Below are 14,513 nucleotides of genomic sequence, written 5' to 3'. Positions count from 1 at the left end.
GATAAGCTGTTACACAGCTAAATTGTATAATCCTAATATTCTGAACTCTTGTTTAACAGGCAAGATGCCTGTTCCACTTATACAAATTAAATGCACAACAGCTTATTACACCTCTTCTTGTAACCAAAGCTTTGTCACCATAGACTGTGACAGATACAATCTAGCTTTGTATTGTTTTACGCCAAGATGATAATTCCGAGTTTACCATTGCCAGTTTTCCACCATGTTTAACAGTTACCAGTTATCACTGTCACCTTTTGCCTGTTCACTGGTTTAATAATTATGTTGGTTAATTGTCAATGGTTTCCTGTTGCACCGTCAAGCAGTAAGGAAGTTTTGAATGTAAATTTGATGCAAATTTTATGACGGAAGTTGCTCAACCTTAATACTGAGAGGAGCAATTTCCTGTTCCACAATTTTCCTTGCTGCTTCTAATAGATACTCGTAATAAGTACGAGCAACAATAGATAATTGTTTACCTGCTGGATAAGCTATATACCAAGTCCGCTTAATGGGAAAATGCTGGACATCCAAAATACTAAACTCATGGGCATCCGTCAACAAAGTATGACGAGATAGCACCGAAATTCCCAAGCCTCCAACTATAGCCTGTTTTATTGCTTCATTACTCCCTAATTCCAATTTCACCTTGACCTTCACCCCATGTTCATCTAAGAGACTTTGCACAGCGCGGCGTGTGCCGGAACCAGGTTCGCGCATAATAAATGGTTCTTCTCCCAGTCGTTCTAAAGGAATATTTTTTTCCTTTGCTAACGGATGCCCAGCGGGAGCAAAAACCACTAAAGGATTTTCCAAAAAAGGTTGACAATTGATATCCAAATGATCTGGAACTTGACTCATAATATACAAGTCGTCCAAATTAGTAATCATCCGATCTAAAATACCTTCATGATTTGTTACCTGTAGCGAAATATCAATTCCCGGATAAAGTTGGCAAAACGGACCCAACAAACGGGGAATAATATATTTAGCTGTGGTAATTACCCCCAAACGCAATTGACCTTGTTTTAGCCCCTTTAAATTCGCAACAGTCATTTCAAACTGGGCGATAGTGTCAAAAATCTGGCGACAAGTGGCAAATAACTGATGTCCCGCTTCTGTTAAAAATAAGCGTTTTCCCACCTGTTCAAACAATGGCAACCCCACAGATTTTGTTAGTTGCTTGATTTGCATTGATACAGTCGGTTGGGTGAGAAATAACTCTTCAGCAGCACGGGTAAAGCTACCGTGTCTTGCAGCGGCCTCGAACACCTTCAACTGGTGCAGTGTCGCTTGGTTCAAGGTGATTCTCCTCTAATAGCAGTTAATAGATAACTTAATTTGCTAGTTGTGTTAGAAGTTCAGAAGTTCAGAAGTTCAGAACCAAGAATTAAGTTTTTCTCCTACACCCCTACACCCTGACTTTTTTGTAACTAGCAACTTGGGTTAGATATATTAGTCAGCAGTAAGATTGTGACAACTCTTGTTTTACAAAGATTGTAGAATTTGAGATGATCCTCATTATCTGCCGACTACTATATATATTTAGTATTACTTAACACTGACATATTGTGTAGTGGCACACATATTAAAGTTATGAGTGTAAGTATAGGGAAAAATCTATCCTCGCTATCAGAAGTGTAGTATTGGACTTATGGAATTGAAAAGATATGATCAAAACAACACAAAACGTAAGATTCCTTCTAACCCAAGATGAATGCTGAATATCGAAAATATAGCAGAAGGCAAGAGGCAAAAGGCAAACGTAAAACCCTTGTCAAAACTAGGTTTGATTTTTCAATCATGTCTTAAAGTTCTTGTCCACAGCTACATATAATTGATTATTCACCATTCATCATTCATCACTCATCACTCCAAAGTTCTTCCTTAACCTTAACAGGCAATTTCGCTAAATCAGGTAATTCCACAGCTTCTGCATCAACAATTTTATCCTTGATATTCAAGGGTATATTCACTGGTTGACGTTCTTCCACCCAGCAACTAGCCACAGGCAAGGTTTGTTCCAACTCATCCAAAGGTCGCGGAATCACCATGACAGCGTTTAACTCACCAATCCTTTCTGCCTCATACATTCCCGCTTCTACAGCAACAGCCACATTAGCCACCGTACCCCGAATAATAGCGGTACACAAGCCCGCACCAATTTTTTCATAGGAAGCTAAATGGACATCTGCTGATTTCAGCATAGCATCACAAGCCCCTACCATTGCCGGAAAACCACGAGTTTCCACCAAACCAATCGCTTGATTACTCAAACGGCTGTAACTGCCATCCTCCATTATTTGCGTGAGACGGTTAATAGGTAGAACTATATCCAAATTGGGATAAGGCCGAGGAATAACCAAACTAGACACCAATTGTCCAAACTGTTCTGCTGTTTGTACACCAGCTTCCACAGCTAGACGTACATCAGCAATATTACCCCGAACAATAGCCGTACAGTGACCACTACCAATTTTTTCATAGCCGACTAAATGAACACCAGCCGACTTGAGCATCATATCAGCCGTGCCAACAATAGCCGGAAAACTGAGAGTGGATACCATACCCAAGGCTGCATCCTTGAGGGGATCGCGGCGACGTGGTGCATGGATGGTACTAAGAGAGCGTTGGTTGTATGTTTCCATCATAAATTCACCAGGATTCTCGCAAAGGCAGACAACTAACAAATAACACTTACTCTGAAGAATTTTCAGAGTTTTGGTTACTCAAGGGTTGCCGATTGGGAAACAATGTAGTCAATAGTCTATTAATGCTTCCTTGTCCATATATCTGTGTTCCAAAAATTTGAGAACTTTCAGTGTTAGCAGGACTGGGTTCGGGTGCTTGAGAGTTAGTTTCTGGAGAGCCTGGGAGAGTTGTTTCTGTAAGAGTAGAGTCAGTAACCAGGGGAGTTGCTGCAACTGGAGGCGACTGGCTTTTAGGAGTGGGAGAAGGTGGAGGTACGGAAGTAGATTCTTGTTTAAACTCTACAAAAGCCACAGCAGAGAATTGAGTAGAAGTAACTACTTTTTCCTCTGGGTTCTCTGGTTCTGCTTCTGGGGGATTTGTCACCGTGGTATCAGAAGAAGTTTCTACCGTTGGTTGATTTTGATTTTCATCAATTTGCCGACTGCTATCTCCCAGAATTGAACCTGATGGTACTACTTGCTCCGGTGCGACGGAACAGTTAAACACTGTCGTAGCAGCACCAATACAAGCATTAGCCCCAATTTTGCCTTGGCCAACCATCAAAAAGCCGGCTCCCAGGTTTGCTCCTACTTCTATTTCTAGGATACCCTCATTGACTTGGAGAATTGACCCCATGCCAATACAAACCCCAGGACCAATAATAATTTTACTGTTGGCAGCTGCTTGGAGTATTACCCCTGGTGCTATTACGGCGGTTTCATGAATATTGACATCGCCACTCATAAAAAAATCAAAACTGTTGCCCAGGCGTAGCAGCGGCACAGACATGGAATTTATTACCTCGGAAGCCGGAAAAATTAATGTTGAATATTTTGAGATAGGTAGGTGGGGGAAGCAGGGGAAGCAGGGGAAGCAGGGGAAGAAAAATTAATTCTTTATTCTTAAATTCTCCTGACTCCTGACTCCTGACTCCTGACTCCTGACTCCTGACTCCTGACTCCTGCCTTCTGTCACCTATCACCTAAAATTATGGACGCTGAATAATTGCTTCTAACACGCGGCGTTTTGCTGCGGTGTCGATTCCAATTAAACGCACGTATTCACCTGGATATTCAGAGAGGCAAGCTTCTACAGCAGCGATCGCATCTCTTTCTGTTCTCGCTTCAATTTGTCCGGCACTCGCCCAAGTACCTGTACGGAAACGGCGCTGGTCTACGTGTTCTACGCTAATTTTCAACCCACCTTGTAACAACTGTCTCAGTTGATCTACAACTTCTGCACTTAAACGGGTGCTAGTTACGGTTGCAGTTCCACCACCATAAGAAGCTGCTGCTGGTTTCGCTGTGCCAGAAGATACTACTTGTCCGTTAGGACGTTGGATAATGGTTTCTAGTACGCGACGTTTAGCTTTAGCATCAATGCCAATTAAACGTACATATTCCCCCTGATGGGAAACCATACAATCTTCTAACGCTGCTACTACCTCATTAGCAGAATTTGTTTCAATGGGTTGGCAGTTTTGCCATGTACCTGTACGGAAACGACGCTCATCCACGTGTTCTGTACCAATTTTGTAGCCATTAGCCAAAAGTTGGCGAATTTGGTTAATGGTTTCGGCACTGAGGCTACCACTGGCAACAGCACCGTTACCATGACCATTGCCGTTGTAGCTGCTGTAAGATGTAGCCGCCGGAGCTTTAAAGCTAGATGTACCGTTGCTAACTACACCATCAGGACGTTGAATGATGGTTTCTAATACCCGTTTTCTACCATTGTCAATGCCGAACAACCGCACATACTCGCCACTGTGGTCTACTAAACAAGATTCTAAGGCTGCGATCGCTTGCCCTAATGACCGGGTTTCAATAGCCTTACAGCTTTGCCAAGAACCTGTGCGGAAACGTCTTTGATCTACGTGTTCTGTGCCAATTTTATAACCTTGTTCCAGTAGATAGCGCACTTGCTCTATCGTTTCTGCACCCAATTTGCTTGCCACTTCACTACTCCTATCCAATTCTTCAACGGTAATGCTTGTATAAGATTTTGCCCCAGAAACATTCAGTTCATCCCGAATTGGGGTAATACACTTGAGATCCTCTGCACAGCGATAACCAGCCCGCAAAGCCTGATTTATCCCCACAACGTGGTGAGCAAATTGCTGATCCTGATCTTGTACATCTGGCAGACGATCCGCTTGTTGCTGGGTCGTAATAATAGAACCAGAAGCTACGTATTTCCCCGGAGGAATTTCTACATCTTGTATTAATGCGTGCATCATGACGATGCAACCTGCTCCGACTCTGGCGTTAAAGACAGTGGAGCGAAAACCTATAAAGCAACTGTCCCCAACATAAGCTGGTCCATGAATCAGCGCCATGTGGGTAATAGAAGCATTTTTACCAATCCATACCGAGTATTTTTCGCCATCATCACCAATTACTCGGCCTTGCTCCAACCCATGAATGACTACACCATCTTGAATATTAGTATTTTCACCAATATAAAAAGGTGTACCTTCATCTGCTCTAATCGAAGTTCCTGGAGCAATAATCACATTCTGACCCAGGTGTACATCCCCAATGAGATTACAAGAAGAATGTACAAATGCGGTTTGATGGATATCTGGTTCAGCTAAACTCCTAGACCACGGGGTTGGGGGTGCCGCCGTGCTGCGGACTGCCATTGTGAGATTCCTCCTCAAATATGCTTTTTGTCAGTTTTTAGTGGTCAGTAATCAGTAATCAGTGGTCAGTAATCAGTGGTCAGTAATCAGTGGTTGGTGGTTATTCTTGCCCCCTGCTCCCTGCTCCCTGCTCCCCTGCTATATACTTCTATCACCTGTCACCTGTCACCTGTTCCCTGACTATCTATATTGATCTTTTTTGCTGTAAATGAAACGATCTTCAACGTGAATGGTATCTATTATCGCCACTACTGCTGCATCTAACGGACGTTGTTCGTTACCAAGAACTTGACGAGCGGCACTGCCTCTACTGACAAGTACCCACTCATCTACTCCTGCTCCCACACTATCGGCTGCTACCTCATATTCTGAGAGGAGATTTCCGGTTTCATCTACTAATTGCAACATTAGTAGTTTTACACCCCGCAGACTCGGATCTTTTTGGGTGCTAACTACTGTGCCACGCACTTTAGCAATTTGCATTCTTAATTATTGTCTGCTTCTGAAAGGACGAATTCCGCTTACACCTTCCCGGAATTGTTCAACATCCTCTGTATATCTAATTGGCAGTACATATTCCAGGTTTTCGTGAGGACGAGCAATTATGTGTGTAGACAACACTTGTCCACCGTTAACTCGTTTCACGTTTTCTACTCCTGCTGCTACAGAAGCTTGGACTTCGGAAACGTCACCACGCACAATAACTGTTACCCGACCGCTACCAATTTTTTCATAGCCTACTAAGGTAACACGAGCCGCTTTTACCATAGCATCAGCAGCTTCTACTACTGCTGGAAAGCCCAGGGTTTCCACCATTCCCACTGCAATTGACATTATTCTTTTATCCTTAAATCAAATTTTTCAACAAACAACAAACAGACAAATTTTCCACGTAAGCAAGCAAATCCTTTAACCACTTTATTTTAAAAGTGTTTAGGTTCGGAACTGTTCTACTGCTTCTGTGTACCGAATCGGTAATACATATTCTAGGTTTTCGTGGGGACGAGCAATGATATGAGTAGACAAAACTTCACCACCATTGACTCTTCTTGCGGCTTCAATTCCCGCTGCTACTGAAGCTTGTACTTCAGATACATCACCCCGCACAATTACGGTAACACGCGCACTACCGATTTTTTCATAGCCTACTAAGGTAACACGGGCTGCTTTTACCATCGCATCCGCAGCTTCTACTACTGCTGGAAACCCTTTTGTCTCAATCATTCCAACTGCAATTGGCATCGCAGAACTCCTAAAAATTTAATACAATCTGTACTATGGGTGTATTTTTTTGACGGGGATGCTCATTTTGAGCATTGAAGAAAAATACTTCTAAAATTAAGGATATGAAACCTTGGCATCCCTGGCAACATAAATTACTATAATAGTTTATGATAAAATACTTTTAAAAAACTTAACAAAACTTAATATACCCAAAAAATACATCAAAGTTCACGGTTTCCTAGAGTGGCCACTTATGCTTTATAATTTTTTTATTACTTTAAAAAATCACATTCATAGCCAGGGCTAATCTGAACTACTCAGGATTGAACAAAGGCTGTATATTTTACTGTCTCAGTCTTTCCTTGATTTTTGCTATTGGCACAGATATTGAATGAACAATATATAAGATTTTTAAATATAAAGTATAAAATTCTTTTTTCAAAGTAGGAAGACAAATGTTCCATCAGATGATTAAAGAAGATAATTAGTCAGCATTCAGCTATCAGTAATCAGTTTTAACCTAATTATAAGCAGAGAGGTTTTTGATGAAATTAAAAGTTTGCCCAATTCCACAATACAAATTTACCGACTGGCTTTTGTCCTTGTTTTTTTTAACAAGATTGCTGAATACTGAAAATCAGTAAATGCTGCGAAATCTGTAAATTTTGTAAATTTTGTAAATTTTGTAAATTTTGTAAATTTATATCTAACAGCCCGTGAATAGCGCAGGTGAAAGTAAAAATAAAGTAAAAATACTGATTCAAGCGTTTTGAGAAATAGTTAAGAAAAACTTGATTTTTTCAAAATTAACATTTTTTAAGCAAATGATTGATTTAAGGCTGTTTAAGAAACCAAAGACTGAGTCGTCAAGGAAAAATTAAATGAATGAAGTTCTATTTTTCACCAGTTGGTTTATACCTTTTTATAACTTACTAGGGGCAATTTTAACACTGCCTTGGGGCATTGGGTTAATTCAACGTACAGGACCTAGACCTGCTGCTTACTTGAACTTGTTGACGACCTTACTAGGTTTTATCCATAGCCTGATTGTATTTCGAGACATCTGGAACAGAGACCAAGAAAATTTATTAATTACTTGGTTTCAAGCTGCGGATTTTAAGTTAACCTTTGCTTTAGAACTGTCACCAGTAAGTATTGGGGCAATAGTTTTAATCACAGGATTAAGTTTATTAGCTCAAATTTATGCCCTGGGTTACATGGAGAAAGACTGGTCTTTAGCCAGATTTTTTGGGCTTTTGGGATTTTTTGAAGCCGCTTTGACTGGTTTAGCGATTAGTGATTCTTTGTTCCTCAGTTATGCCTTGCTGGAAGTTCTCACCCTTTCTACTTACTTGTTGGTGGGTTTTTGGTATGCTCAACCCTTGGTAGTCACAGCAGCGCGAGATGCGTTTTTAACCAAGCGTGTGGGAGATTTATTATTGCTGATGGCTGTTGTCACGCTTTCCACCCAAGCTGGTAGTTTGAACTTTTCTGACTTGTATGAGTGGGTACAAACCGCTAATTTAAGTCCATTAACATCAACATTACTGGGTATAGCTTTGATAGCTGGTCCTGCTGGTAAGTGCGCCCAATTTCCCCTACATTTGTGGTTAGATGAGGCAATGGAAGGACCAAACCCGGCTTCGGTAATGCGAAACTCTTTGGTAGTGGCTGGTGGTGCTTATGTTTTGTACAAGATTCAGCCCATATTAGTTCTATCCCCTGTGGCGCTCAATGCCTTGGTAATTATGGGTACGGTGACTGCGGTGGGTGCAACATTGGTGTCAATAGCCCAGATTGATATTAAGCGGGCTTTATCTCATTCCACTAGTGCCTATATGGGGTTGGTGTTTTTGGCAGTGGGTTTAGAACAGGGTGGAGTGGCTTTGATGTTGTTGCTAACTCATGCGATCGCCAAAGCCTTATTATTTATGAGTTCCGGCTCTATCATATATACCACCCAAAGTCAAGACTTAACAGAAATGGGTGGTTTGTGGTCAAGAATGCCAGCTACTACCACCGCCTTTGTAGTTGGTTCAGCAGGGATGGTGACATTATTACCCTTGGGTAGTTTTTGGGCAATGTTGGCTTGGGCTGATGGCTTAATCAAAGTTAACCCTTGGGTGATTGCAGTTTTAGTTTTGGTTAATGGCTTGACAGCTTTAAATTTAACCAGAGTTTTCCGGCTCATCTTTTGGGGAAAACCACAACAGAAAACACGCCGCGCCCCAGAAGTCGGTTGGCCAATGGCTTTGCCAATGGTGACTTTAACTATCATCACCCTGCTAATACCAATGATGCTTCAGCAATGGTACTTACTACCAAACTGGGAAAGTATTGATTGGTACATTGTATTAGCTTTGATGACTTCCACGGTCTTAGGGGTGGTGATTGGCTCAACGATTTACTTGCATAAAGGTTGGTCAAGATCCACAATTCTGGGCTGGAGATTTTTACAAGATTTACTAGGGTATGATTTTTACATTGATAGAGTTTATCGCTTCACCATAGTTAGTGCAGTAGCATTATTGTCCAAGATATCTGCATGGAGCGATCGCTATTTAGTGGATGGGTTGGTAAACTTAGTCGGCTTTGCCACTATTTTTGGCGGACAAAGCTTAAAATACAGCATTTCCGGTCAATCCCAAGGTTATATGTTAACTATCCTCGTTGTGATCAGCCTTCTTGGTTTCTTTATTAGCTGGTCCTTGGGTTTACTGGATAAATTGCCTTTTTAGGGGACTGGGGACTGGGGACTGGGGACTGGGGACTGGTGACTGGGTTATTTACCTCCCCTACTTCCTCTACTTCCCCTACTTCCTCCTTCCTGACTCCTGAACTCCTAAACTCCTAAACTCCTGAACTCCTCATTATGATGCTAAGTACATTGATATTGCTGCCGTTACTGGGTGCAGCTTTAATTGGTTTCTATCCCGCTACTCTGAGTGGGAAAATTGCCCGTAAAATAGCTTTGGCCTTGGCGGTAATTATTTTTCTGTGGACGGTTTTCCTGACAATTAAATTTAATCCTGGGGAAGTGGGAATACAGTTTGCTGAGTCGTTACCTTGGATAGATGCGTTAGGTTTAAACTATAATTTAGGTGTAGATGGTTTATCCTTGCCATTGCTGTTGTTAAATGGACTTTTAACAGGTATTGCCATCTATAGTAGTAATGAATCTCTTCAACGTCCTAAATTTTATTACTCCTTGGTGCTGCTGCTGAGTGCAGGGGTGACAGGAGCTTTTTTAGCACAGGATTTATTGTTATTTTTCCTGTTTTATGAATTGGAATTGATTCCCCTCTATCTTTTGATTGCTATTTGGGGTGGTGCAAAACGGGGGTATGCTGCTACTAAGTTTCTGATTTATACTGCGATTTCGGGAATCTTAATTTTAGCTAGTTTTTTGGGCATGGTTTGGTTGAGTCATTCTCCTAGTTTTGGACTAGCAACTTTAAATGCTCACACTCTACCTTTAGCCACTCAACTATTATTATTAGCAGGAATTTTAGTTGGGTTTGGCATTAAAATTCCTCTCGTTCCTTTTCATACTTGGTTGCCCGATGCCCACGTCGAAGCTTCTACACCAATTTCTGTTTTATTAGCTGGGGTATTGTTGAAATTAGGAACTTATGGTTTACTCAGATTTGGGATGAACTTGTTACCCCAAGCTTGGGAATATCTAGCACCAACGTTAGCAACTTATGCGGTGATTAGTGTATTGTTTGGTGCATCCTGTGCGATCGCGCAAACGGACATGAAAAAAATGGTAGCCTATAGTTCTATCGGACACATGGGCTATATTTTATTAGCAGCAGCAGCAGCAACACCCCTCAGCGTCTTGGGTGCTGTCATGCAAATGGTGAGTCACGGTTTAATTTCTGCGTTGATGTTTCTCTTGGTGGGGGTTGTGTATCAAAAAGCTGGTAGCCGTGATTTAGAAGTAATTCGGGGATTACTGAACCCAGAAAGAGGAATGCCAGTGATTGGTAGTTTGATTATTTTAGGAGTCATGGCCAGCGCAGGTATACCTGGAATGGTGGGTTTTATTTCCGAATTTATTGTATTTCGGGGTAGTTATGCAGTTTTTCCTGTACAAACCCTGTTATCAATGCTGGGAACTGGTTTAACGGCGGTTTATTTCTTAATTTTGGTAAATCGTGCCTTTTTTGGGCGGTTATCTGAGCAAGTGATGAATTTACCAAGAGTATATTGGAGCGATCGCATTCCTGCTTTAATCTTAGCTGTGTTAATTGTGGTTTTTGGCATCCAACCATCTTGGTTAGTACATTGGACCGAAGCGACAATTCAAGGAATGGTAAATACTCCCAGCTTAGTGGCCACTGCATCAGTAGATCAAGGGGAAAGAAATTAAAAGGTGTAAGGTCTGTAGTAGAGTTTTAGGTAAGAATTCAGGAGTCAGGATTCGTAGGGGCGAAGCTTATGGGCGATAATTTAACGGAAAAATCAGACATCTAGATATCCCATAAGCTTCGACCTGCCCCCATAAATAGGTTCCATAATTTCTTTTATGGAGATGTCTTTTTTATTTATCTTATTTAGACGTAGTTATTGTTGATGTTCTGGAGAAACACTAATGGTTAATACCAAAAACAAACCCGTTGATCATCCCTTGAATGAGTTTATTCAGCGTTTACAAACTGGACAAGCTTTACTGAAAGATAGCCCAGAAAATGTTTTAGAAGTAGTGGGTATTCTGAAAAGTTATGGTGTGGTTTTAGATGCTTATTCCCAAAATCTTATTTACATTGCTGAACATCAGTTTTTAGTGTTTTTCCCATTTTTGAAATATTTTAATGGTAAAGTTTCTGTATCTCAATTACTGCGTCATTGGTGGCATGACAGAATTAATTTTGAGTATGCAGAATATTGCATGAAAACCATGATGTGGCATGGTGGTGGTGGCTTAGATAATTATTTAGATAGTAAAGAATTTGCAGAAAGAGCAGAAGCGGTAATAGCTGCTAAGTTTAAGTATAATCCTTTAATGTTAGGAATTAACAATCTGTTCCCTGATTTTTTAATTGAACAGTTGCGAGTATCTGCCTATTATAGTGGTTTGGGTCAATTTTGGCGAGTCATGGCTGATATTTTTCTCAGCTTATCAGACCTTTATGATCAAGGTAAAATTAAATCAATTCCTGAAGTTGTGGAACATATTAAAGCAGGTTTGGTAAAAGATGCTTTAAGACCTATTACCTACGATGTGAAAATTGGCGGTAAAGTCTATGATATTATTCCTAAATCAGTTGGTTTAAAATTCTTGCCAGATACCGCAGTTCCTTATGTAGAAGCGGTATTTTTCCGGGGAACTCCCTTTTTAGGAACTGTTTCTTTAAACGCCCAAGCATATCAAGTTCCCCCAGATCAGGCAAGATTTCAATATGGTGCTTTATATGCAGATCCTTTACCTATTGGTGGTGCGGGTATTCCTCCCACATTGTTAATGCAAGATATGCGCCATTATTTACCAGATTATTTACATGAAATTTATAAGCGTAGTTTGCGGGGTGAAGATGATCTGCGTGTACAAATTTGTATGAGTTTCCAAAAATCAATGTTTTGTGTCACCAGTGCTGCTATTTTAGGATTGATGCCTTATCCTGTAGATACAGAAGATCAATCTGAGCAAACAGCGAATCGGGTATATTTAGAAAAGTGGATGGATAGATTTAAAACTTCTCGGTTATTAGAAGTAAATGAATAGTACATAGGTACAGACAAAAGTTTGCTTTAGACTAGGTGAAGTTAGTGACAACAGAGTGCAAAATTAATGATAATGAGTTAGTTCATAGGTCAGGGTGCGAGAGTGATCACTCAATCTCAAATGGTAGATAGAATCAACGATATAGCTTGGCAAGCTCACCAGGGCAGCGTTGCCGCTATTATTCAGGTATTGAACGAAAGACTCGTGATGTCTGGTGTCAGAACTAGAGCGATCTTTGCCGATGGTGTGTTACAAATTTTATGTGAAGCGGCTACGGTAGAACAACTTGAGCAGTCTACCTTGGTAGCCAACATCCAGCAAATTTTAGAGTCCATTGCACCGCGTAACATTCGCAAAGTCAAGATCAACAGTCGCATTGTGCGGGAAGAGCAATTATTATGGTTGGAGGAAATTAACCGCAATAGCGAAAATCAATTACTTTGGTCACAGGAAATTACTTTATCTCAGCCTAGTCTTTTCCAGCAATTAATTCAAGATTTTACAGCAGCCTATACTGAGTTTGGAAAACCGATTTTACCTAAAGCTCAATCTTTACTTACTAACCAGGATAAAAACAAAGATACAATCAAGAAGCTGATCATTGGATCAGTTAGTTTGTGTGCATTACTTTTGCTGGCTGCTTTGTTTGATGAACGTTTAGGTAATTCAATAAAAAATCTGATACCATTAAAAATTTCTCCTTCTGTAAAAACCGCAGGTGAAGTTAAATCAGAAGTATCATCCTCTCATGCTCAAAAAAGCCCTGCTCAATCGGCAAATGATACATCTGATGACAAATTTGCAGATGCAGTGAGACTTGCTAATCAAGCCTCTGCTGCTGGTAAAACAGCTGCAACTTCAACTCAGTGGTTGGAATTAGCTGCTATATGGCAAAGGGGTTCTGATTTAATGAGTCAGGTTCCACCTAGTCATAGCCGATATCAAGAAGCACAAATTCGTACTAAGTTATACAGGGAATATAGTAAAGCTGCTGAGAAAGAAGCAGAAAAAATGGGTGATTGGTGATTGGTGCAAAATATTTCCCTCCTGCCTCCTGCCTCCTGATGGCTAAACACTCATTTCTAACATCCGTTGCATGGGTTTGAGTGCTGCCAGACGGATATCCTCTGACATGGTAATTTCAGGGGTGCGGTTTTTCATGGCTAGGTACAGCTTTTCTAAGGTATTTAACCGCATAAATGGACATTCGTTACAATTGCAGTTATTCTCAGGAGGGGCAGGAATAAAGTGTTTACCCGGTGCTAATTTTTGCATCTGGTGGATGATTCCTGGCTCTGTAGCCACGATAAACTCATGGCTAGGGCTTTTTTGACAATAATTCAATAAAGCCGCTGTAGAGCCGATATAGCTGGCGTGACGTAAAACGCTGGTTTCACATTCTGGGTGAGCGATCGCCTCTGCTTCTGGATGTGTAGTTTTTAACTCAACTATTTTCCTTTCCGAAAATGTCTCATGAACAACACAGCTACCTTGCCATAACAGCATATCCCGTCCGGTTTGCTGCATTACGTACCGTCCTAAGTTCCGATCTGGTGCAAAAATAATCGGTTGTTCTTTGGGTATTTGCTGGACAATTTTTACAGCGTTGGAACTGGTGCAGATAATATCGCTCATGGCCTTGATTTCGGCAGAGCAATTAATGTAAGAAATTACTAGATGGTCTGGGTGTGCGGCTTTAAAAGCTGCAAACTGATCTGGGGGACAGCTATCAGCTAAAGAACAACCAGCATTTAAATCTGGTAATAGTACCAATTTATCAGGATTGAGGATTTTTGCGGTTTCTGCCATGAAGTGAACGCCAGCAAACACAATCACATCTGCATTTGTCTGTGCTGCTGCTCTTGCTAATTGTAAAGAATCACCAATAAAATCTGCAATATCCTGTATATCTGGATCTTGATAGTAATGCGCTAATATCACCGCGTTGAGTTCTGTTTTCAGATCCTCAATAGCGGCAAATAAATCTAGTGGTAGTGTACCCTGTAGTCGAGCGAGTTTAGTTGTAAACACAATTAAGAACTGCTTTTGATTACAAATTGTTACTTTATGGATTCAATTATAGTAGTTTTTACCAAAAATGGTAGACAATTGATGAGGGTAATTTTTGACACTCTGCGGTCTAAAGACACGCAGATTCTTTAAGACTTGCTCAAAAGGGATAGTCAATTATCCCCCTACGCGCTCAAAACAACTACCAGTACGACA

At 40.8% G+C, this 14,513-nt stretch carries 12 protein-coding genes; 4 read left to right on the top strand and 8 right to left on the bottom strand.

Annotated elements, in window-relative coordinates; genetic code table 11:
* Positions 1-360: 360 nt before the first annotated feature.
* The 7 genes from H6F47_RS23660 to H6F47_RS23630 all read right to left on the bottom strand — a co-directional run bounded on the left by H6F47_RS23660 (position 361) and on the right by H6F47_RS23630 (position 6,577).
* On the bottom strand, positions 361-1,302 hold the full coding sequence (locus H6F47_RS23660) for a LysR family transcriptional regulator (protein WP_137666641.1): 942 nt from the start codon (positions 1,300-1,302) through the stop codon (positions 361-363).
* A gap of 560 nt (positions 1,303-1,862) precedes the next feature.
* Positions 1,863-2,648, bottom strand: coding sequence for a BMC domain-containing protein (locus H6F47_RS23655; RefSeq protein ID WP_096571305.1), 786 nt, complete (start codon positions 2,646-2,648; stop codon positions 1,863-1,865).
* Positions 2,649-2,697: 49 nt separating this feature from the next.
* Positions 2,698-3,480, bottom strand: coding sequence for a transferase (locus tag H6F47_RS23650; RefSeq protein ID WP_190348086.1), 783 nt, complete (start codon positions 3,478-3,480; stop codon positions 2,698-2,700).
* Between the two features lie 199 nt (positions 3,481-3,679).
* Positions 3,680-5,335 carry a ribulose bisphosphate carboxylase small subunit gene (locus tag H6F47_RS23645; RefSeq protein ID WP_096571309.1) on the bottom strand — a complete coding sequence of 552 codons (1,656 nt, stop codon included), beginning with the start codon at positions 5,333-5,335 and terminating at the stop codon, positions 3,680-3,682.
* 180 nt (positions 5,336-5,515) lie between these two features.
* The gene (locus H6F47_RS23640) at positions 5,516-5,818 is read right to left on the bottom strand and encodes a EutN/CcmL family microcompartment protein (protein WP_190651265.1); all 303 of its coding nucleotides are present in this window, start codon (positions 5,816-5,818) and stop codon (positions 5,516-5,518) included.
* A 6-nt stretch (positions 5,819-5,824) separates the two neighbouring features.
* The gene (locus tag H6F47_RS23635; protein ID WP_096571313.1) at positions 5,825-6,169 is read right to left on the bottom strand and encodes a carbon dioxide-concentrating mechanism protein CcmK; all 345 of its coding nucleotides are present in this window, start codon (positions 6,167-6,169) and stop codon (positions 5,825-5,827) included.
* 99 nt (positions 6,170-6,268) lie between these two features.
* Positions 6,269-6,577 (bottom strand): carbon dioxide-concentrating mechanism protein CcmK, encoded by a 309-nt coding sequence (locus H6F47_RS23630; RefSeq protein ID WP_006276527.1) that lies wholly within the window; start codon positions 6,575-6,577, stop codon positions 6,269-6,271.
* An 863-nt stretch (positions 6,578-7,440) separates the two neighbouring features.
* On the opposite strand from H6F47_RS23630, the gene H6F47_RS23625 reads away from it, so the two are divergent.
* From H6F47_RS23625 to H6F47_RS23610, 4 genes are all read left to right on the top strand, one after another.
* Complete coding sequence (locus H6F47_RS23625) at positions 7,441-9,297, top strand: NAD(P)H-quinone oxidoreductase subunit F (protein ID WP_190348088.1); 1,857 nt, start codon at positions 7,441-7,443, stop codon at positions 9,295-9,297.
* 137 nt (positions 9,298-9,434) lie between these two features.
* Complete coding sequence (locus tag H6F47_RS23620) at positions 9,435-10,934, top strand: NADH-quinone oxidoreductase subunit M (protein WP_096572803.1); 1,500 nt, start codon at positions 9,435-9,437, stop codon at positions 10,932-10,934.
* 222 nt (positions 10,935-11,156) lie between these two features.
* A complete protein-coding gene (locus tag H6F47_RS23615) occupies positions 11,157-12,287 on the top strand; it encodes a CO2 hydration protein (protein WP_190348089.1) in 1,131 nt (376 codons plus the stop codon).
* 120 nt (positions 12,288-12,407) lie between these two features.
* Positions 12,408-13,313, top strand: coding sequence for a hypothetical protein (locus H6F47_RS23610; protein WP_190651268.1), 906 nt, complete (start codon positions 12,408-12,410; stop codon positions 13,311-13,313).
* 42 nt (positions 13,314-13,355) lie between these two features.
* Here the strand turns inward: H6F47_RS23610 and nadA are convergent, their stop codons facing one another.
* Positions 13,356-14,318, bottom strand: a complete 963-nt coding sequence (nadA, locus tag H6F47_RS23605; RefSeq protein WP_096571319.1) for a quinolinate synthase NadA — start codon at positions 14,316-14,318, stop codon at positions 13,356-13,358.
* Positions 14,319-14,513: the final 195 nt, after the last annotated feature.

The organism is Sphaerospermopsis sp. FACHB-1094, from assembly GCF_014696195.1.
GTDB lineage: Bacteria > Cyanobacteriota > Cyanobacteriia > Cyanobacteriales > Nostocaceae > Sphaerospermopsis > Sphaerospermopsis kisseleviana.
Note: the sequence above shows the minus strand (reverse complement) of the source record. Positions and strands in the feature narration are given on the sequence as shown.